Annotated in this window: 17 protein-coding genes; 6 read left to right on the plus strand and 11 right to left on the minus strand. The window is 63.3% G+C overall.

Annotation, left to right across the window (positions count from 1 at the left end; all coding sequences use genetic code 11):
* Positions 1-49: 49 nt before the first annotated feature.
* The 5 genes from CDQ91_RS16335 to CDQ91_RS16355 form a co-directional block, all read right to left on the minus strand.
* Positions 50-880: a hypothetical protein gene (locus CDQ91_RS16335; RefSeq protein ID WP_088473792.1), complete on the minus strand. Its 831-nt coding sequence runs from the start codon at positions 878-880 to the stop codon at positions 50-52.
* 82 nt (positions 881-962) lie between these two features.
* The gene (locus CDQ91_RS16340; RefSeq protein WP_088473793.1) at positions 963-2,732 is read right to left on the minus strand and encodes a heparinase II/III family protein; all 1,770 of its coding nucleotides are present in this window, start codon (positions 2,730-2,732) and stop codon (positions 963-965) included.
* A gap of 2 nt (positions 2,733-2,734) precedes the next feature.
* Positions 2,735-3,406, minus strand: a complete 672-nt coding sequence (gene rpe, locus CDQ91_RS16345; protein WP_088473860.1) for a ribulose-phosphate 3-epimerase — start codon at positions 3,404-3,406, stop codon at positions 2,735-2,737.
* 119 nt (positions 3,407-3,525) lie between these two features.
* Positions 3,526-3,729: a type II toxin-antitoxin system antitoxin gene (locus CDQ91_RS16350; protein ID WP_088473794.1), complete on the minus strand. Its 204-nt coding sequence runs from the start codon at positions 3,727-3,729 to the stop codon at positions 3,526-3,528.
* Positions 3,730-3,739: 10 nt separating this feature from the next.
* Positions 3,740-4,642 (minus strand): SPFH domain-containing protein, encoded by a 903-nt coding sequence (locus CDQ91_RS16355; RefSeq protein WP_088473861.1) that lies wholly within the window; start codon positions 4,640-4,642, stop codon positions 3,740-3,742.
* A gap of 438 nt (positions 4,643-5,080) precedes the next feature.
* Between CDQ91_RS16355 and CDQ91_RS16360 the strand changes: the two genes are divergently transcribed.
* Positions 5,081-6,241 (plus strand): IS30 family transposase, encoded by a 1,161-nt coding sequence (locus CDQ91_RS16360; RefSeq protein WP_088473795.1) that lies wholly within the window; start codon positions 5,081-5,083, stop codon positions 6,239-6,241.
* A gap of 349 nt (positions 6,242-6,590) precedes the next feature.
* Here the strand turns inward: CDQ91_RS16360 and CDQ91_RS16365 are convergent, their stop codons facing one another.
* Complete coding sequence (locus CDQ91_RS16365) at positions 6,591-8,804, minus strand: M3 family metallopeptidase (protein ID WP_088473796.1); 2,214 nt, start codon at positions 8,802-8,804, stop codon at positions 6,591-6,593.
* A 352-nt stretch (positions 8,805-9,156) separates the two neighbouring features.
* On the opposite strand from CDQ91_RS16365, the gene CDQ91_RS16370 reads away from it, so the two are divergent.
* The 4 genes from CDQ91_RS16370 to CDQ91_RS16385 all read left to right on the plus strand — a co-directional run bounded on the left by CDQ91_RS16370 (position 9,157) and on the right by CDQ91_RS16385 (position 13,039).
* Complete coding sequence (locus CDQ91_RS16370) at positions 9,157-10,311, plus strand: acyl-CoA dehydrogenase family protein (RefSeq protein WP_088473797.1); 1,155 nt, start codon at positions 9,157-9,159, stop codon at positions 10,309-10,311.
* 156 nt (positions 10,312-10,467) lie between these two features.
* A complete protein-coding gene (locus CDQ91_RS16375; protein ID WP_088473798.1) occupies positions 10,468-11,637 on the plus strand; it encodes an acetyl-CoA C-acetyltransferase in 1,170 nt (389 codons plus the stop codon).
* Between the two features lie 180 nt (positions 11,638-11,817).
* Positions 11,818-12,600, plus strand: a complete 783-nt coding sequence (locus CDQ91_RS16380) for an SDR family NAD(P)-dependent oxidoreductase (protein WP_088473799.1) — start codon at positions 11,818-11,820, stop codon at positions 12,598-12,600.
* Position 12,601: 1 nt separating this feature from the next.
* Positions 12,602-13,039, plus strand: a complete 438-nt coding sequence (locus CDQ91_RS16385; RefSeq protein WP_088473800.1) for an acyl-CoA thioesterase — start codon at positions 12,602-12,604, stop codon at positions 13,037-13,039.
* 109 nt (positions 13,040-13,148) lie between these two features.
* On the opposite strand, the gene gmk is transcribed toward CDQ91_RS16385, so the two are convergent.
* Positions 13,149-13,811 (minus strand): guanylate kinase, encoded by a 663-nt coding sequence (gene gmk, locus CDQ91_RS16390; RefSeq protein WP_088473801.1) that lies wholly within the window; start codon positions 13,809-13,811, stop codon positions 13,149-13,151.
* Between the two features lie 52 nt (positions 13,812-13,863).
* Here gmk and CDQ91_RS16395 point away from each other — a divergent pair, with 52 nt between their 5' ends.
* Positions 13,864-14,427 carry a DUF2585 domain-containing protein gene (locus tag CDQ91_RS16395; RefSeq protein WP_088473802.1) on the plus strand — a complete coding sequence of 188 codons (564 nt, stop codon included), beginning with the start codon at positions 13,864-13,866 and terminating at the stop codon, positions 14,425-14,427.
* A 102-nt stretch (positions 14,428-14,529) separates the two neighbouring features.
* On the opposite strand, the gene CDQ91_RS16400 is transcribed toward CDQ91_RS16395, so the two are convergent.
* The 4 genes from CDQ91_RS16400 to CDQ91_RS16415 are packed head-to-tail and all read right to left on the minus strand — an operon-like array spanning position 14,530 to position 17,131.
* Positions 14,530-14,898: a hypothetical protein gene (locus CDQ91_RS16400; protein WP_088473862.1), complete on the minus strand. Its 369-nt coding sequence runs from the start codon at positions 14,896-14,898 to the stop codon at positions 14,530-14,532.
* 40 nt (positions 14,899-14,938) lie between these two features.
* Positions 14,939-16,336 (minus strand): class II fumarate hydratase, encoded by a 1,398-nt coding sequence (fumC, locus tag CDQ91_RS16405; RefSeq protein WP_088473803.1) that lies wholly within the window; start codon positions 16,334-16,336, stop codon positions 14,939-14,941.
* The gene (locus CDQ91_RS16410) at positions 16,333-16,644 is read right to left on the minus strand and encodes a hypothetical protein (protein ID WP_088473804.1); all 312 of its coding nucleotides are present in this window, start codon (positions 16,642-16,644) and stop codon (positions 16,333-16,335) included. Before CDQ91_RS16410 ends, fumC begins: the two co-directional genes overlap by 4 nt.
* A 4-nt stretch (positions 16,645-16,648) precedes the next feature.
* Complete coding sequence (locus CDQ91_RS16415) at positions 16,649-17,131, minus strand: SspB family protein (protein WP_088473805.1); 483 nt, start codon at positions 17,129-17,131, stop codon at positions 16,649-16,651.
* Between the last annotated feature and the right edge of the window lie 59 nt (positions 17,132-17,190).

The following is a 17,190-nucleotide window of genomic DNA, read 5'->3' on the forward strand; positions in this document are numbered from 1 at the left end:
TGCGGCGGCGGGCAGTCCCTTGCCCGTCGCCGCCTCGCTTCCCAACCGGTTATTTGACCGGGCGGCACTGATCCAGCCACATGACGTGGCGAAACTGGTCGAAATCACGGTAGGTGCCCTGCAGCTTGATCGACTTGCCGGGTTTCAGGGTCAGCGCGAAAACGCTTTGCCCGTTGGCGAGCAGGCAGCTGATGTCGGTCTTGAAATCGGCGAGCCCGGGCGGGCGCAGCGCCAGCTCGTGCGGCGCCAGCACCTTAAATGCGACGCGATATTGGTTGCCGTCCTTGATGACATAATCGACGGTGCCGGTGACGATCATCGTCTTGCCCTTGTAACGCAGCGGAATCGCTTCTGCGCTGCGCTGGGTTTCCTTGGACAGCAGCTGCGACAGATCCTGCGCGACATAGGTAACCGGCGCGACCGTTGACACCGCGCCCTTGCTGCGTCCCGCCGCCGCAAGCCCTGCCTTGCCGCCCTGCAACTGGTTCAGCATCGAACAAATCTCGGTTCGCGCGCCATCTTCGGGCGCAAACATCGTTGCCGGCAATTTTGCCTCCAGCGTCACCACGCCCAGCGATCCGGCGGTCACCGTCGACATCACGATCGGAAAGGAGCGCGCTTTGCCGGTGCGCGGCTGTTCCAGCAACATGCTGCCTTCGCCGGGCTCTTCGGCGAGAACGTCATAGCCTTTGGTGATTGCAATTCCGCGCATCTGGCCGACCGCGCTGGCGGGGGTCAAATCCTTGACCGACACGCTGGCGGTGAATTTCAGGCCGGTGACGCCATTGCCCTTTTTGACGAAACTTTCCTCGCAGCTGGTTGCCGAGGCGGCGGAAGGAATGGCGGCAGCAACGAGCGCCGCGACAGCAAGCATCTTCATGGTAATTCCCCTGCGTACGGACCTACGCTAAGTGAACTATCATAATAATACAGTGGTGCAATATCATTATTGCCGCGGCGGTTCAGCCGATATGCTTGAAAATCCAGCCGATGCTCGCGCCGCCAGCGGGTGCGGTCCCGGTGACGACGAGCTGTTCGGACGGGTGTGGGCGGCCGTCGCCGTCGACCCACAGGCTGTCCTCGACCTCCAGCATGCCTTCAGATGTGCGGAACTGCCACAACGGCCCGCCATTGATGCGGAGCAGCGCGCCGAGCCGGTCGGCGGTCAGGCTGGCCGACATGTTGGGGCCAAGGTGGAAGCGCAGCGCAAAGCCCTTGTCGCCCTTGCGGCGGCTGCGCGGGGCGGGAAGCAGCAAATCCTCGCCGCGCAGTTCGCGTCCGTTGGGCGACAGGATCAGCAGGCGGCGGTGGATCAGGCCGTGGCGACGGGCATAGCCGTCGTGGCTCATCTCCAGCCGGCTGCCCTGTGGGGTTTCGCGGCGGTCGAGCTCGACCTCGGTCACCCCCTTGCCGAGCGAACCATTGGGCAGGATCGCGGTTGAATTGGTGTCGGCGAGGATCAGCGTCGAATGCGCCGCGGTAGTGCGCAGCCCGCGCGCGAGGTCGGCGGGGATCGTCGCGCCAGTCAGCGCCGCGCCGCCGCAGTTGACGACGATGCGCTCGTCGCCATCGCTGAGTTCGAAGGCGAGGGTCGAGGCGCAGCCTGCTTCGGTCACGCGGGCGATCGGCGGCGGGGCGGCGTCGGCGAGCAGCACGACCTTGCCCGCGACGAGCCGCTGATAGCCCCAGTCGCGTGCCTGTTTGAGCGGGCGGGTGCGGATACCGCTGGCGCGGACGATCGCCTGAATGTCGGCGGCGGCGGTCGCGCCGCTGCCCTGCCAATTGCCCATGCCGCCGTCGCTGTGGACGAGACCGAGCAGCGCGGGGACCGCGCGCGCGAGCACTTCCTGGACGAAGGGCGGAACTTCCATGCGGCGCATGTCATAGACTTGCGCGAGCATCGACAGCGCCATGATCGCGTCGAGCTGGGCCTGCGGCGAGCGCGCAATATTGCCGCCGTCGGCGTAGAAGCTGGTTTCGAGGACTTTGCGAAGGCCCGCTTCTCCAAAAATCTGCCGCGGCTCGCCGCCGGGCATCAGCAGCGATGCGGCGACGATGCCGACCCATGCGACCATCTGGCCAGTGCCGGGGCGCGTCTTGTCGGCAATGCGGTCGAGGTGCCGCGCCGCGCGCGCGAGGTGGTTGAGGACCGCCGAGCGATAGATGAGGTCGCTTGACGACAGGATCAGCGGCGCGTGCGCGGCCCAGAACAGGATGCGCCACGCGCTGTTGTCGGCTTTCCACGCCGGTTCGCTCACCGTTTCGCCGTGCGTCGCCAGCCAGTGGCGCACGACGGCCTCGGCGATCGGTACGCCGTCGGCGCGGGTGCCGGTCGCAGCCAGATCGCGCAGCCAGGCAAAGCTGTGCAGATAGTCGGCGAAGGCTGGTGGCACATCGAGCGCGGCGAAATCGAGATCGCCCAGCGAGAGCTTCAGCCCGCGATGGAGGAAATGGCCAGCGCGGATCGCGGTGCCGGCGCGGGCGTCGCCCGGAACCGGATCGGTCGGCACGCCGAGCAGCTTGAGCGGGAAGCGGCCCTTCAGGCGCAGCGCGTGGAGCGGGGTGCGCCAGGTCAGCCGGGTAATATGGTTGGCGATGCGGTCGCCGAGCGTCAGGCCCTTGTCGGCGGGCAGGCGGATCAGGCGCTTGCCGGGCTCGATCATGTCATCGAGGATATCGGCAGCGGCGGTACCCGGATCATTGTCGGTTGGGGCCGTCACCGGTTTTACCATGCTCAGGCGCCGCGCAGACGCCGGATATTGTCGGCGTAAGCATCGGGTCCGCCCTTGAAGGTCGCGGTCCCCGCGACCAGCACGTCGGCGCCTGCGGCGATCGCCAGCGGCGCCGTCGCGGCGTCGATGCCGCCATCGACTTCCAGCCTGATGTCGCGGCCGGCCTTGTCGATCATCTTGCGGACCGCCTCGATCTTGCGAAGCTGGCTCGAAATGAAGCTCTGACCGCCGAAGCCGGGATTGACGCTCATGATCAGCACCAGGTCGATATCTTCGATCAGATAGTCGAGCATCTTCGCAGGCGTCGCGGGGTTCAGCGACACGCCCGCCTGCTTGCCCAGCGACTTGATGTGCTGGACGGTGCGGTGGATGTGGGGGCCGGCCTCGGGATGGACGGTGATAATGTCGGCGCCCGCCGCAGCAAAGGCGTCGAGGAAATGATCGACCGGTGAAATCATCAGGTGAACGTCGAAGGGCAAGGTCGAGTGCGGGCGCAGCGCCTTCACCACCGCCGGGCCGATCGTCAGATTGGGGACATAATGGCCGTCCATGACGTCGATATGAACCCAGTCGGCGCCCGCGGTCTCGATCGCGCGTACTTCTTCGCCCAGCCGCGCGAAGTCGGCGCTGAGGATGGACGGGGCAATGCGGACGGGGGTGGTATGGGCGGTCATGGAATCGGCCTTAACCATCAAGCCCGTGGGGGGCAAGCGGGGCCGCGCATGTCAGCGATAATAGGCCTGATTCGGGCGCCCATTGGTCATTTGTCGCCCATAAGGACCCGCGCGGTATTCTAAATTGCATCTTTGGGCGGTCGGCCGCGTTTGGCGGGGGCTGGCGGTTTGACGCTTATTCCGCGCCGCGCCAGCGCCTCACGCAGCAACATTTCGATCTCGGCATTGGCGCTGCGCAGTTCAGCCGCCGCCATTCGCTCGATCGCGGCATAGAGCGCGGGGTCGAGACGGAGGGCAAAGGCTTTTTTGGCGGACGCGGGCATGGGGGTCGCGTTAGTAGAGCGAGCCGGCATTGACGACGGGCTGGGTGTCGCGTTCGCCGCACAGCACGACCATCAGATTCGATACCATCGCAGCCTTGCGTTCGTCGTCGAGGTCGACGACGCCTTTTTCCGATAATTGGTTCAGCGCCATTTCGACCATCGTCACCGCACCCTCGACCAGCTTCTTGCGCGCCGCGATGACCGCCTCGGCCTGTTGGCGGCGGAGCATCGCTCCCGCAATTTCCTGCGCATAGGCGAGGTGGGTCAGCCCACATTCGTCGACGGTAATTCCCGCGACGCTCAGCCGTTCGATCAACGCCTTACGCAGTTCGACGCCGACTTCGTCATGATTGCCGCGCAGCGTCACTTCCTGATGCTCGATATCGTCATAGGGATAGCGCGAGCCGATCGAGCGCACTGCGGCCTCGATCTGCGCCATGACGAAGCCCTTATAATCGTCGACGTCGAACAGCGCCTGCGCGGTGTCGGTGACGCGCCAGACGACCTGTGCCGCCATCTCGATCGGGTTGCCGCGCAGGTCGTTGACCTTGATCTTGTCCGAAATCACATTGTTTGCGCGCACTGCGATCTTGTGGCGCGTCAGCCACGGCAGCACCCAGCGCAGCCCATTTTCGCGATCGGTGCCCTTATAGGCGCCGAACAGCTGGATCGCGGCGGCTTCATTGGGGTTGATCAGGTAAAATCCGCAAAGGATCAACGTCCCGGCAACGGCGCTGGTCGCGAGCATGGCGATGATCGTCGGCGAGCTATTGTCGTTCGCCAGCTGGACGCCGCACCAGATGGCCAGTGCCAGCAAGGCCAGCCAGATGAGCAGCATGACATAGCCGCTAGCGGTAGCAGCACGGACTTCGCGGGTCGGGTTCAGGCCGGCCGTTGTATTGGAATCGCTCATCATGCCCTCCGATATAATTATGATATCATATTTATATCGAATCTGGGGACGGTCAATCGGATTTGGGTGAACTGGCGCGGGTGGCTGTTTTGGGGTGGAGAAGCGCCATTGCCTTCTTTCGTCATCCCGGGTTGGATCCCGGGTCGGGTCGGCGCAAGGGCCGTGTAATCATTCCAAAGTTCAGCAAAGTTCAGCCCTATGCATCGCCCGTTCTGGACCTTACGGCGTGCTGGACGGACCCGGCGCGTCGCGTCTTGGCTGCACCCGACCGTTCGGGTAGCGACCGCCTTTGTCCAACAATTCAAAGAGCCGGGATGGAGGCTGGCACAGCCGGATTATGTAGGACAGCGTTTTTTTTGAGCGGCAGATGTCGGCTTTGGGGTGGTGGGTTCAATGGGTGGTCGCAACACTTCATCTTTGAGGAGAAGGAGTGTGGGGATGAAGCAGCGTCAGCGGATTTATTACTCGGCGGCACAGCGATCCGAGATCTGGGACCGGTGGCAGCGCGGGGAATCGATGAGTTCGATCGGGCGGCGTTTTGATCGGCAGTCGTCGTCGATTTTCTCGGTGCTATCGCCGTCGGGCGGCATTCGTCCGTCGGAGCGCAAGCGATCGCGGTGCGCGCTCAGCTTGATCGAACGCGAAGAGATATCGCGAGGTCTGACGGTTGGCCGTTCGCTGCGTGCCATTGCAGCCCAGCTCGGCCGTGCACCATCGACGATTAGCCGGGAGGTCGGCCGCAATGGCGGCGTCGACCGCTATCGCGCGACGGTATCGGACCAGTCGACGTGGGACCGTGCGCTGCGGCCCAAGCGCTGCAAGCTGGCTTGCCACCCGGGCTTGCGGCAAACAGTATCGCGCAAGCTGCGCCGCAGTTGGTCACCCGAGCAGATCGCTGGCTGGCTCAAGCGCAGCTTTCCGGACGGAGAGCAGCATCGGGTGTCACACGAGACGATCTACAAAAGCCTGTATATTCAGACCCGAGGCGTTCTGAAGAAGGAACTGCTCGAGCATTTGCGGGCCAAGCGCACGATCCGCCGCTCCCGCCATGCCAGCCTGAAGCGCGACGGGCTCGGCCAGATAAAAGATGCGATATCGATCAGCGAGCGCCCCGCTTCGGTCGAGGACCGCGCCGTGCCCGGACATTGGGAGGGCGATCTCATCTCGGGCGCGCGAAACAGCCATATCGTGACGCTGGTCGAACGCCAGTCGCGCTATGTGATCCTGGCCAAGGTGGCGAACAAGGAGACTGCCAGCGTCGTCTCGGCCCTGATCAGGCAGGCGCGCAAACTGCCTCGCGAGCTCTATCAGTCGCTGACCTGGGATCGCGGCAAGGAGCTTGCCGATCACCAGCGCTTCACCCTGGCGACAGAGGTCGAGGTCTATTTTTGCGATCCCCAAAGCCCGTGGCAGCGCGGCACCAACGAGAACACCAATCGCCTCCTGCGCCAGTATCTGCCCAAGGGAACCGATCTCTCCCTGCACAGCCAGGCCAAACTCAGCGCCATCGCCCGCCAGCTCAACCAGCGACCCAGAAAGACCTTGATGTATCAAACACCGGCGGAAATGTTCGCCGAGCGTGTTGCGGCCACCCGTTGAACCCACCACCGGTTGCTGCCCTTGCTGCTCCCCGGCGAAAGCCGGGGCCCAGTGAGCTTCAGCGCAGACGCCGGCTTTATCGCGCTCTGGACCCCGGCTTTCGCCGGGGAACAGCTAGCATTGGTCGTTTTCTGCCACTCCCCTCCCTCCGGCGAAAGCCGGGAGGCAGTGCGTCATAAAACAGGCGCTAGTTGGTGGCGCTCTGGACCCCTGTTTTCGCAGGGGAGTGGCTCCTGCCGGTCGCTTGGGCGCCGGGGTGGCGAGGGTGTGGGCCGACGAGGGAGGACGACTTCGCATCCGCCAAAACAAAGGGGGCGAAATCGCCCCCTTTGCCTTTGCTGTGTTCGACCTATTCGCCGGTCGGGAAGCCGCGCTTCTTCAGCAGCGCTTTCACGTCGGGGTCGCGGCTGCGGAAGGCGCGATAGGCTTCGGCGCGGTCGGTTTCATTGCCCGTCATGAGCAGGATGGTGCGGAACCTGTCGGCGACGGTGCGATCCCACGGGCCGCCGGCTTCGGTGAAGGCCGCCCAGGTGTCGGCATCCATCGTTTCGGACCAGAGATAGCTGTAATAGCCCGCCGAATAGGCGTCGCTCGAGAACAGGTGGCCGAACTGCGGCAGGCGGTGCCGCATGACGATTTCCTTCGGCATGCCGATTTCCGCCAGCGTGTCGCGCTCGAACTTGTCGATGTCGGTCGGCGGCGTCTTGCGGTCGTGCATCTTCATGTCGACGATCGCGCTCGACAGATATTCGACCGTCGAAAAGCCCTGATTGAACTTGCGCGACGCGAGAATCTTGTCGACCAGCGCCTGCGGCATCGGCTCACCCGTTTTATAGTGGGTCGCATATTTCGACAAGATTTCGGGCGTCATCAGCCAGTTTTCGTTCACCTGGCTGGGGAATTCGACGAAGTCGCGCGGCACGCCGGCGAGCGCGGGGTAATTGACCTGCTGCAGCAGATAATGGATGCCGTGGCCGAATTCGTGGAACAGCGTCGTGGCGTCGTCGATGCTGATCAGCGTCGGTTCGCCCTTTGCCGCTTCGGTGAAATTATTGTTGTTCGAGGCGAGGACATTGCGTTCGCCGCCCAGCGTCTGCTGGCTGCGATAGGTCGTCATCCATGCACCCGAACGCTTTCCGTCGCGCGCGAAATTGTCGAGATAGAAGACGCCGACATTTTCGTTGGTCTTCAGATTATAGACCTCGAACGTCCGCACCTTGGGGTCGAAGACCGGGATGGCACCGGTATTTTCCTTAAAGCCCAGATCGTACAGCTGACCCGCGGCCCAGAACATGCCGTCGACCAGCTTGTCGAGCTGGAGGTAGGGCTTCACTTCGCTTTCATCGAGGTCGTATTTCGCCTTGCGGACCTTTTCCGAATAATAGCGATAATCCCAGGGTTCGATCGTGATTTTGGGCCCCTTGCCGGCCTTGGCTTCCTGATCGGCGATCGCCTGCATATCGGCGACCTCTTCCTTCGCGCGCGCAACCGCGCCCGGCCACACCTTCATCATCAGGTCCATCGCCTTTTCGGGCGTCTTCGCCATGGTGTCGGCCATGCGGTAATGCGCGTGGGTCGGGAAGCCGAGCAGTTCGGCGCGCTGCTGGCGCAGCTTCAATATCTCCGCGATCGTCGCATTGGTATCGTTGGCATTGCCATTGTCACCGCGGCCGACGAAGGCGCGCCAGACTTTTTCGCGCAGCGCGCGGTTGGTGGCGTTTTGCAGCACCGGCTGCGCCGACGAGCGGGTGTTCTTGATCGCATATTGGCCAGGCTTGCCCGCAGCTTCAGCGGCCGAGGCGAGGGAAGCGATAAAGCCGGCATCCAATCCGTCCAGTTCGGTCTTGTCGGCGACGAGTGTGTAGAGCTTTTCATCGCCGAGCAGCTTCGACGAGAAGCTGGAGAACAGGCTTTCGAGCTTCGAGTTGAACGCGACCATTTTGACCTTGTCGGCTGCCGACAGATTGGCGCCGTCGCGCACCATCTCTTCATAGCTGCGCTCGACGATGCGGATCTGCTGCGCGTTGAGGCCGCTCGTCAGGCGCTTGTCATATACCGCCTTGTAGCGGGCGAAGAGCTTGGGTTCGAGAAACAGCTCGGTGTAGAAAGTGGTGAGCTTGGGGCTCCATTCGGCGTCGATGGCCTCGACCCGGTCGTTCGACTTGTTCGACGTCTGCACGCCCCACAATGCCGAGAGGCGGTCCATCGTGTCGCCCGCGAGCATCATCGGAATATGGGTGTTTTCGAAGGTCGCGGCGGCGGGATTGTCGATCACCGCCTGCACTTCGGCCTTCACTTCGGCCATCGCCTTGGGGAAGGCGGCCGGGAAGAGTTCGGGGTCGAGCTTATCCCACGGCGGCACGCCCTCATAGGGGCCGGTCCACGGTGCGAGCATCGGGTTTTCGCCGGTGGGCGCAGTGGCGGTGGCCGGCTTGGCGGCGGCGGATTCGGTGGCGGTGACGGTCATCTGGCTATAACCCATGAGCATCGCAGTGGATGCAAGCATCATCGACAGGCGGCGGGAAAATAGGCGGCGGGCAAGGGGGGGCGCTTGGCGCGGCATGCATGTTTCTCCATCGAAGAACAGGTTTCGGTCGAAACCATATCGGCGCGGGCCTTAACCCGACATAACAGCAAAGTGCAAGGCGGCGACGGGCCGCTATCCGCCGAATCCGGGGTCCGCGAGGTTGCGCGCTACCGGTCGCTGAGCGCCGCAATGGAACCCGGATCAAGTCCGGGGTGGCGAGGAAAGATAGGGCGATGAGCAAAGAGTCCATGCCGTAGCGGCATTTCTACTTGACGTGCACGTAAACGTAAGGTCAGGTGTGGGGTGAAGGCCGTGCCCTGGGCGCGCGGCTGTTGGCGCGTTCCGGCTCCCCGATGTCGTCCGGCCGCCTTGGAGAAGAGGAAAGACCATGTCGCTCGATAAGCTGTCGCGAACCGCCTATGGCGAGGATCATGAAGCCTTCCGCGCTACGGTGCGGCAGTTTCTGGAAAAGGAAATTGCCCCCAACGCTGCGAAATGGGCCGAAGATGGCATCGTTCCCAAGGACATCTGGCCCAAGGCCGGCGAGTTGGGCATGCTGTGCCCGACGGTGCCCGAGGCCTATGGCGGTCTCGGTCTCGACTTTGGCTATAATGCGATCGTTGACGAGGAAAGCGCCTATTATGGCCGCGCGACGACGGGCTTCTCGCTCCAGTCGGATATCGTCACCAGCTATATCGTGAAATATGGTTCGGAAGAGCAGAAGAAGCATTGGCTGCCCAAGATGGTGTCGGGCGAGGTGATCACTGCGATCGCGATGACCGAACCGGGCACCGGCAGCGACCTGCAGGGGATGCGCACGACCGCGAAGAAGGATGGCAATCATTATGTCATCAACGGGTCGAAAACCTATATCACCAATGGCCAGAACGCCGACCTGATCCTCGTCTGCGTCAAGACCGACACCGAAATTCAGCCGGCGTGGAAGGGCGTGTCGATCGTCCTCGTTGAGGCCGATCGCGAAGGCTATGAGCGTGGCCGCAACCTCGACAAGATCGGGCAGGACGAGGCCGATACGTCGGAAATGTTCTTCAACGATGTGCGCGTGCCGATCACCAACTGCCTTGGCGAAGAGGGCAAGGGTTTCATCTATCTGATGAGTGAGCTGCCGCAGGAGCGCCTTTCGATCGCCGTCAGCGCGCAGGCGTCGGCGCAGCGCGCATTCGATGATACCGTCGAATTCACCCGCGACCGCAAGGCGTTCGGCAAGCCGATCCTCGATTTCCAGAACACGCGCTTCGTGCTCGCCGACCTCAAGACCAAGCTGCAGGTCGGCTGGGCGCATCTCGACTGGGCGCTGGCGCGTCACCTGAAGAAGGAACTGACCCCCGAAGAGGGCGCCGGAGCGAAGCTTTGGCACACCGAACTTCAGTGGGAAGTGATGGACAAGTGCCTCCAGCTCCACGGCGGCGCGGGCTATATGAATGAATATCCGATCGCCCGCGCCTGGCGCGCGGCGCGCGTGACGCGCATCTTTGGCGGCACGAACGAGATTATGAAGGAACTGATCGGGCGAAAGCTTTAATCTCCCCTCCCGCATGCGGGAGGGGCAGCGAGACTTGGGAGCTTGCTCCCTGGTCGCAGCGGGGTGGGGCTTCTCACCCCCGGATGCTCGCTCCGCTCGCGCCCACCCCTAACCCCTCCCGCATGCGGGAGGGGGATGTAGTGAAAGGAATATTCCATGGCTGAAGCCTATATCGTAGACGCCGTTCGTACCGCTGGCGGCAAGCGCGGCGGCAAGCTTTCCGGCATCCACCCCGTCGACCTCGGCGCCGCGGTGTTCGACGCGATCGCCGACCGTAATGATTTCGACACCAAGGCGATCGAAGACGTCATCACCGGCTGCGTATCGCAGGGCGGGCAGCAGTCGGGCGATCTGGGCCGTAACGCCGTCCTCGCCTCGAACCTGCCCGACTCGATCCCTTCGGTGACGATCGACCGCCAGTGTGGTTCGTCGCAGCAGGCGATGATGTTCGCGGCGCAGGGCATCCTGTCGGGGACGCAGGACATGGTCCTCGCCAGCGGCATCGAAAGCATGTCGCGCGTCCCGATGGGCTCGACCGCGATGCTCTATATGAAGGAAGGCATGGGCAATTATAAATCGCCCCGCCTCGAGGAAAAATATCCTGGCATCATGTTCAGCCAGTTCATGGGCGCCGAAATGATCGTCCAGAAGCATGGCTTCACCAAGGACGATCTCGACGCCTATGCGTATGAAAGCCACCGCCGCGCGAAGGTCGCGAGCGAAGCCGGGCGTTTTCAGCGCGAGATCATCGGGGTCGAAATCGAAACCCCCGAGGGCAAGCAGATCCATCTGGTCGACGAAGGCATCCGCTTCGACGCGACGCTGGAGGGCATAGCCGGCGTCAAGCTGCTCCAGGAAGGCGGTTCGATCACCGCGGCTTCGGCGAGCCAGATTTGCGACGGCGCATCGGCGGTGCTGATCTGTTCGGAACAGGCGCTGAAAGACCATGGCCTGACCCCGCGTGCACGCATCCATCATGTATCGGTGACCGCGGGCGACCCGGTGATCATGCTCGAGGAACCGCTGTTCGCGACCGAAAAGGCGCTGAAGCGCGCGGGCATGAAGATCGAGGATATCGATGCCTATGAGGTCAATGAGGCTTTTGCGCCGGTGCCGCTCGCGTGGATGAAATATCTGGGCGCCGACCATAGCCGCCTCAACGTCCATGGCGGCGCGATCGCGCTTGGCCACCCGCTCGGCGCCAGTGGCACCAAGCTGATGGCGACCCTGCTCGGCGTGCTCGACGCGACCGGCGGCAAATATGGCCTGCAAACGATGTGCGAAGGCGGCGGTCAGGCCAACGTCACGATCATCGAACGCCTGTAAATCCAACTCCCCTCCCGCTTACGGGAGGGGCCGGGGGAGGGCCTGTTTGCGATCCTCGTCCCACCAACATGCCCCACCGGTGTTGGGTGGATCAGCCCTCGGCTGATCCAGGTCATCCCGGGGGGATGACCGACCCATCACCCCCTCCCCTGAAGGGGAGGGCTCTAAGGAGAAAACTCAATGAAACTCGATTCCACCGTATCCGCCGTCGTCACCGGCGGTGCCTCGGGCCTTGGTGCCGCCACCGCGCGTGCGCTCGCCGCCAAGGGCGTCAAGGTCGCGATCTTTGACCTTCAGGAAGAAAAGGGCCTCGCGCTCGCCGCAGAACTCGGTGGCATTTTCTGCGAAGTGAATGTCACCGACGACGCCAGCGTCGATGCCGGCTTCGCCAAGGCGCGCGAAGCGCATGGTCAGGAACGCATCCTCGTCAACTGCGCCGGCACCGGCAACGCGATCAAGACCGCGAGCCGCAGCAAGGAAGATGGCAGTATCAAACATTTCCCGCTCGACGCGTTCAACTGGCTGATCCAGATCAACCTCGTCGGCACCTTCCGCTGCATCGCCAAGTCGGCGGCGGGCATGATGACGCTCGATACGATGGAAGACGGCGAGCGCGGCGCGATCGTCAACACCGCATCGGTTGCGGCCGAGGACGGCCAGATCGGCCAGGCGGCCTATTCGGCATCAAAGGGCGGCGTCGTCGGCATGACCCTCCCCATCGCGCGTGATCTCGGCAACGAGAATATCCGCGTCAACACGATCCTTCCGGGCATCTTCGACACCCCGCTGCTCGCCGGCGCGCCGCAGCCGGTGCGTGATGCGCTGGGCGCCTCGGTGCTCAACCCGAAGCGTCTGGGCAACCCCGCCGAATATGCCAATCTTGCCCTGTGCATGATCGAAAATGGCTATTTCAACGGCGAAGACGTCCGTCTCGACGGCGGCATCCGTATGGCGCCGCGCTGATATGGCAAAACCGGAAAGCTGGCGGCTCGATGCCGCCAGCTACCCCGTCTGTGCCGAATTCCAGACGCGGTTTCAGGACATGGACATCAACGGCCACCTCAACAATGTGGCCTTTGCCGCCTTGTTCGAAAGCGGCCGCGTGCTGCTCAACCGTCAGGTGAGTCCGCTCGCCGAACGGGTGAATGGGGAACGCACAATGGTTGCGGCGGTCGAGATCAATTATCTCGCCGAAGGCAATTTTCCTGACCCGGTTCAGATCGCAACCGGCATCGGCCGGATCGGCACCTCAAGCTGGACAATCGTGCAGGCGATGTTCCAGAACGGGCGTGCGATCGCGAGCTGCGATACTGTGGTCGTGTGCCGGACCGACGGCCAGGCCAAGCCGCTACGCGCTGACATGGTCGCGGAGTTGACGGCCAATCTGGTGACGCCGGTTTGACCTTCGTCATTGCGAGCGAAATGAAGCAATCTCCAGCTAACGGCCTTGAGCAAGGACGTTAGCTGGAGATTGCCGCGTCGCCTTCGGCTCCTCGCAATGACGGAACTGGTTACAGCTTTTTGTCGGCGTCGGGGACCGAGCGGATCAGGTCGCGGGCAAAGCCGATCAGGCCGATCTGGCGGCGGCGCTTCAGCCTTTCGGCGCGCAGGATGGCCTGCACTTCGCCGTAGCAGCTTTCGACATCGTCGTTGATCAACACATAGTCGTAACCGTCCCAGTGGCTGATCTCGTTCGCGGCGCGTTCCATGCGCGCGGTAATCACTTCGTCGCTATCAGTGTTGCGGCTGCGCAGACGGCGTTCGAGTTCTTCCATCGTCGGCGGCAGGACGAAGACGCGCACGACGTCGGGGCCGGCCTCCTGATAGAGCTGCTGCGCGCCTTGCCAGTCGATGTCGAACAGGACGTCTTTGCCCGCCGCCAGCAATTCCTCGACATGGTGTCGCGGGGTGCCGTAGCGATGGCCGAAGACATGCGCCCATTCGAGAAACTCGCCGTCGGCGGCCATCTTCTTGAAGGTGTCGGTGTCGACGAAATGATAATGAACCCCGTCGATTTCGCCCGGACGCGGCGGGCGCGTGGTTGCGGAGATCGAGAGCGCGATATGATCGTCCGTCTCGAGCATCATTCTGGAAATGGTGGTCTTTCCCGCGCCGGAGGGCGAGGAGAGGACGAACAACACGCCGCGGCGGTTCAGGTGGACGCTTTCAGCCATGGGGGCTATTCGCGAAAGCTGCGCCAGCGGTCAAGCGCGAAGGTGATGGGGCATGGCAGGAATTTCGCGCAACGGCTGGCTGGTCGCAGCGGCATTGCTGGTGATTTTCACCGCGATCCTCTTTGGCATGGGACGCCCGCCGATCTGCCCGTGCGGCACCGTCAGCCTGTGGCACGGCGTCGTCCAGTCGAACCAGAACAGCCAGCAGATTTCGGACTGGTATAGTTTCAGCCACATCATCCACGGCTTCATCTTCTACGGCCTGTCGCGCTGGCTGGTGCCACGCCAGCCGCTGTGGGTCGCGCTCGCGCTCGCCATCGGGATCGAGGCGGCGTGGGAAATATTGGAAAATTCGCCGATCATCATCAACCGCTATCGCGAGGTGACGATGGCCTATGGCTATGCGGGCGATTCGATCCTCAATTCGGTAAGCGACGCGCTGTTCATGATGCTGGGGTTTCTGGCCGCGAGCCGGATGCGCTGGTGGGTGACGGTTGCCATCGCTATCGTCTTTGAATTGTTCACGCTGTGGACGATCCGCGACAATCTGACGCTCAATGTACTGATGCTGGTCTCGCCGGTCGAGGCGGTGAAGAAATGGCAAGCGGGCGGGTGAAACATCGTTGCCCCCGCGAAGGCGGGGGCCGTTGTCGGCTTGTCTTTCTACGCGACTTCAGGCTGCAGCGGTCCCCGCCTTCGCGGGGGCGACATGTGCCGATCAGTGAAGCGCGCTGCCGCGTCCATTGCTTGCGACCGGAATCGCGGGCGGCAAGGCGTCGCCCATCGTCTGGCCGTCGGGCGGGACATTGGCTGTTCCGGCATAGGTATCGACCACCCCGGCCTCGATCAACGCGGGGTCTGCCGAGTGCGCCTCTTCCGCTGTCCGCCGCGCCTGCGCGCGTTCGGCCCATTTCTTGGTGAGATAGCCCGCCGCTACCGTCGCCGCGAGCACGGCATAGCGCTGTGGGATCAGTCGGCGCGCCGCGAACAGCGTTGCCGCGCCGATCACCGTGCCCGCGATGGGGTGATTGCCGTTTTTCTGTCCAATAGCGCCGCCGAGGACGCCGCCAACGATCCGACCGATCATGCTCATCTCTCCTTATCCCCTCATAATGTGCGAACCGGCCTCAGGGTTCCGGGCCCAGCATCGTGCGCGGATCGACCAGCCGGTCGAAGGTCGCGCTGTCGACATAGCCGAGGTTGAGCGCGGCCTCTTTGAGCGTGCTGCCCGACTCATGTGCATGTTTCGCGATTTTCGCCGCCTTGTCATAGCCGATTTCGGGCGCGAGCGCGGTGACGAGCATCAGCGAGCGTTTCATCAGTTCGTCGATGCGGGTGCGGTTGGGCTCGAGTCCCGCGACGCAATGCTCGGTGAAGCCCGTCATGCCGATGCTCAGCAATTCGATCGAGCGCAGGACATTGGCGCCGATCAGCGGCTTGAAGACATTGAGTTCGAGATGGCCCTGCAGCCCGCCGACTGTGACTGCCTGATGATTGCCGATCACCTGCGCCGCGACCATCGTCAGCATCTCGCACTGGGTCGGGTTGACCTTGCCCGGCATGATCGAGCTGCCGGGCTCGTTTGCGGGCAGGTCGAGCTCGCCGAGTCCCGCGCGAGGTCCCGAACCCAAAAGACGGATGTCGTTGGCGATCTTGGTCAGCGCGGCGGCAAGGGTGTTCAGCGCGCCCGAGAAAAAGACGAGCCCGTCGTTCGACCCCAGCGCCTCAAATTTGTTCGCCGCGGGTTCGAAAACGATGCCGGTGCTGCGGCTGAGTTCGGCAGCCATCGCGACGTCGAAACCCGCGGGCGCGTTAAGCCCGGTGCCGACTGCGGTGCCGCCTTGTGCGAGCTTGCAAACATCCTGGGCGAGCGCGGCCTCGATCCGGGCGCGGCAGGCGGTGAGTTGCGCGACATAGCCCGAAAATTCCTGCCCCAGCGTCAGCGGGGTTGCGTCCTGCAAATGGGTGCGGCCGATCTTGACGATGTCGGCCCAGGCTTCCGCCTTGGCCGCGAGCGCATCGGTCAGCGTGGCCAGCGCGGGCAGCAGGCGCGCCGCCGTCTCGACCGCGACCGCGACGTGGAGCGCGGTCGGGAAGCTGTCGTTCGACGATTGCGCCATGTTGACATGATCATTGGGGTGGACGGGCGACTTGCCGCCGCGCGTTCCCGCCAGCGCTTCGTTGGCGATGCCCGCGATCACTTCATTGGCGTTCATGTTCGATTGGGTGCCGCTGCCGGTCTGCCAGATGGCGAGCGGAAACTGGTCGTCATATTGCCCGGCGACGACCGCGTCGGCCGCAGCGGCGATCGCTTCGGCAACGCCGTCGTCGAGGCCATGCGAGCGGTTGACGCGCGCGGCGGCGCCCTTGATCCGCGCCAGCGCGTGGACGATCGGCAGCGGCATGCGCTCGTGCGCGGGGAAAGCGAAATATTGCCGGCTACGTTCGGTTTGTGCGCCCCAATAAGCGTCTGCTGGCACCGCAATTTCGCCGATGCTGTCGCTTTCGAGCCGCGTATCGCTCATCCCGCCAAAATCCTTGTCACCAATACGGAGCCTGCCCAGATCATCGCGACCAGCCCCAGCATCTGCCAATAGCCCGCGTCGCCGACGCGGCGCCGCAACCATGCCGCGGCCAGCCAGACGAGCAGGAGCGCGGGGGTGAGGATCAGCAGGCTGAAACGAAGGAGGCCGTCGGCAATCTGGCTGCGCGTGCCGCCGCTTTCGAACTGGGCATAGCCCGTGACACTCCACCAGAAGGCGGCGGTCAGCACCAGCATCCCGGCGAGAGCCCAATATTGCCAGAAGCGGGTCGGAGGCCAGGGATTGGCCATGCCGCTAGCGCTTCTTGCCGAAATCCACGGTCACGACGTTCGACCCATCCTCGGTCGATATGTCGGGGCGGTCGTTGTCGGCCTCGTCATGCGGTTCGGGCTGAATGGCATCGTCGTCACTGACCTGGAACTGCAGCCCGAAATTGACCGACGGATCGACGAAGGCGGTGATCGCTGCATAGGGAATCGTCAGAATTGATGGCGTCTGGTTGAACGACAGGCCGACGCTGAAATGATCGTCGGCGACATGGAGGTCCCAGAAGCGATTCTGAAGGACGATCGTCATTTCGTCGGGGAATTTGGCGATCAGATGCGCCGGAATATTGACCCCGGCGGCCTGTGTCTTGAAGGTGATGTAGAAATGATGTTCGCCGGGAAGGCTATCATATCCCACGATCGGCTGCAGCACGCGGCCGACCACGGCGCGCAGGGCATCCTGCACGATTTCGTCATAGGGAATCAGGCTGTCATGGACGTCGTCACTCATGGCGGAGGGGGATGAACGGACCGCGTCGATGGGTCAAGAGGGGAGAGTCACCTTGCGCG

Origin of the sequence: Sphingopyxis witflariensis (genome assembly GCF_002205635.1) — a bacterium.
GTDB classification, from domain to species: domain Bacteria; phylum Pseudomonadota; class Alphaproteobacteria; order Sphingomonadales; family Sphingomonadaceae; genus Sphingopyxis; species Sphingopyxis witflariensis.

Excerpts from the sequence above, each read along its gene's own strand:
- CDQ91_RS16335 (WP_088473792.1), bottom strand. The coding sequence starts at position 880 with ATGAAGATGCTTGCTGTCGCGGCGCTCGTTGCTGCCGCCATTCCTTCC.
- CDQ91_RS16340 (WP_088473793.1), bottom strand. The coding sequence starts at position 2,732 with ATGGTAAAACCGGTGACGGCCCCAACCGACAATGATCCGGGTACCGCC.
- rpe (WP_088473860.1), bottom strand. The coding sequence starts at position 3,406 with ATGACCGCCCATACCACCCCCGTCCGCATTGCCCCGTCCATCCTCAGC.
- CDQ91_RS16350 (WP_088473794.1), bottom strand. The coding sequence starts at position 3,729 with ATGCCCGCGTCCGCCAAAAAAGCCTTTGCCCTCCGTCTCGACCCCGCG.
- CDQ91_RS16355 (WP_088473861.1), bottom strand. The coding sequence starts at position 4,642 with ATGAGCGATTCCAATACAACGGCCGGCCTGAACCCGACCCGCGAAGTC.
- CDQ91_RS16360 (WP_088473795.1), top strand. The coding sequence starts at position 5,081 with ATGAAGCAGCGTCAGCGGATTTATTACTCGGCGGCACAGCGATCCGAG.
- CDQ91_RS16365 (WP_088473796.1), bottom strand. The coding sequence starts at position 8,804 with ATGCCGCGCCAAGCGCCCCCCCTTGCCCGCCGCCTATTTTCCCGCCGC.
- CDQ91_RS16370 (WP_088473797.1), top strand. The coding sequence starts at position 9,157 with ATGTCGCTCGATAAGCTGTCGCGAACCGCCTATGGCGAGGATCATGAA.
- CDQ91_RS16375 (WP_088473798.1), top strand. The coding sequence starts at position 10,468 with ATGGCTGAAGCCTATATCGTAGACGCCGTTCGTACCGCTGGCGGCAAG.
- CDQ91_RS16380 (WP_088473799.1), top strand. The coding sequence starts at position 11,818 with ATGAAACTCGATTCCACCGTATCCGCCGTCGTCACCGGCGGTGCCTCG.
- CDQ91_RS16385 (WP_088473800.1), top strand. The coding sequence starts at position 12,602 with ATGGCAAAACCGGAAAGCTGGCGGCTCGATGCCGCCAGCTACCCCGTC.
- gmk (WP_088473801.1), bottom strand. The coding sequence starts at position 13,811 with ATGGCTGAAAGCGTCCACCTGAACCGCCGCGGCGTGTTGTTCGTCCTC.
- CDQ91_RS16395 (WP_088473802.1), top strand. The coding sequence starts at position 13,864 with ATGGCAGGAATTTCGCGCAACGGCTGGCTGGTCGCAGCGGCATTGCTG.
- CDQ91_RS16400 (WP_088473862.1), bottom strand. The coding sequence starts at position 14,898 with ATGATCGGTCGGATCGTTGGCGGCGTCCTCGGCGGCGCTATTGGACAG.
- fumC (WP_088473803.1), bottom strand. The coding sequence starts at position 16,336 with ATGAGCGATACGCGGCTCGAAAGCGACAGCATCGGCGAAATTGCGGTG.
- CDQ91_RS16410 (WP_088473804.1), bottom strand. The coding sequence starts at position 16,644 with ATGGCCAATCCCTGGCCTCCGACCCGCTTCTGGCAATATTGGGCTCTC.
- CDQ91_RS16415 (WP_088473805.1), bottom strand. The coding sequence starts at position 17,131 with ATGAGTGACGACGTCCATGACAGCCTGATTCCCTATGACGAAATCGTG.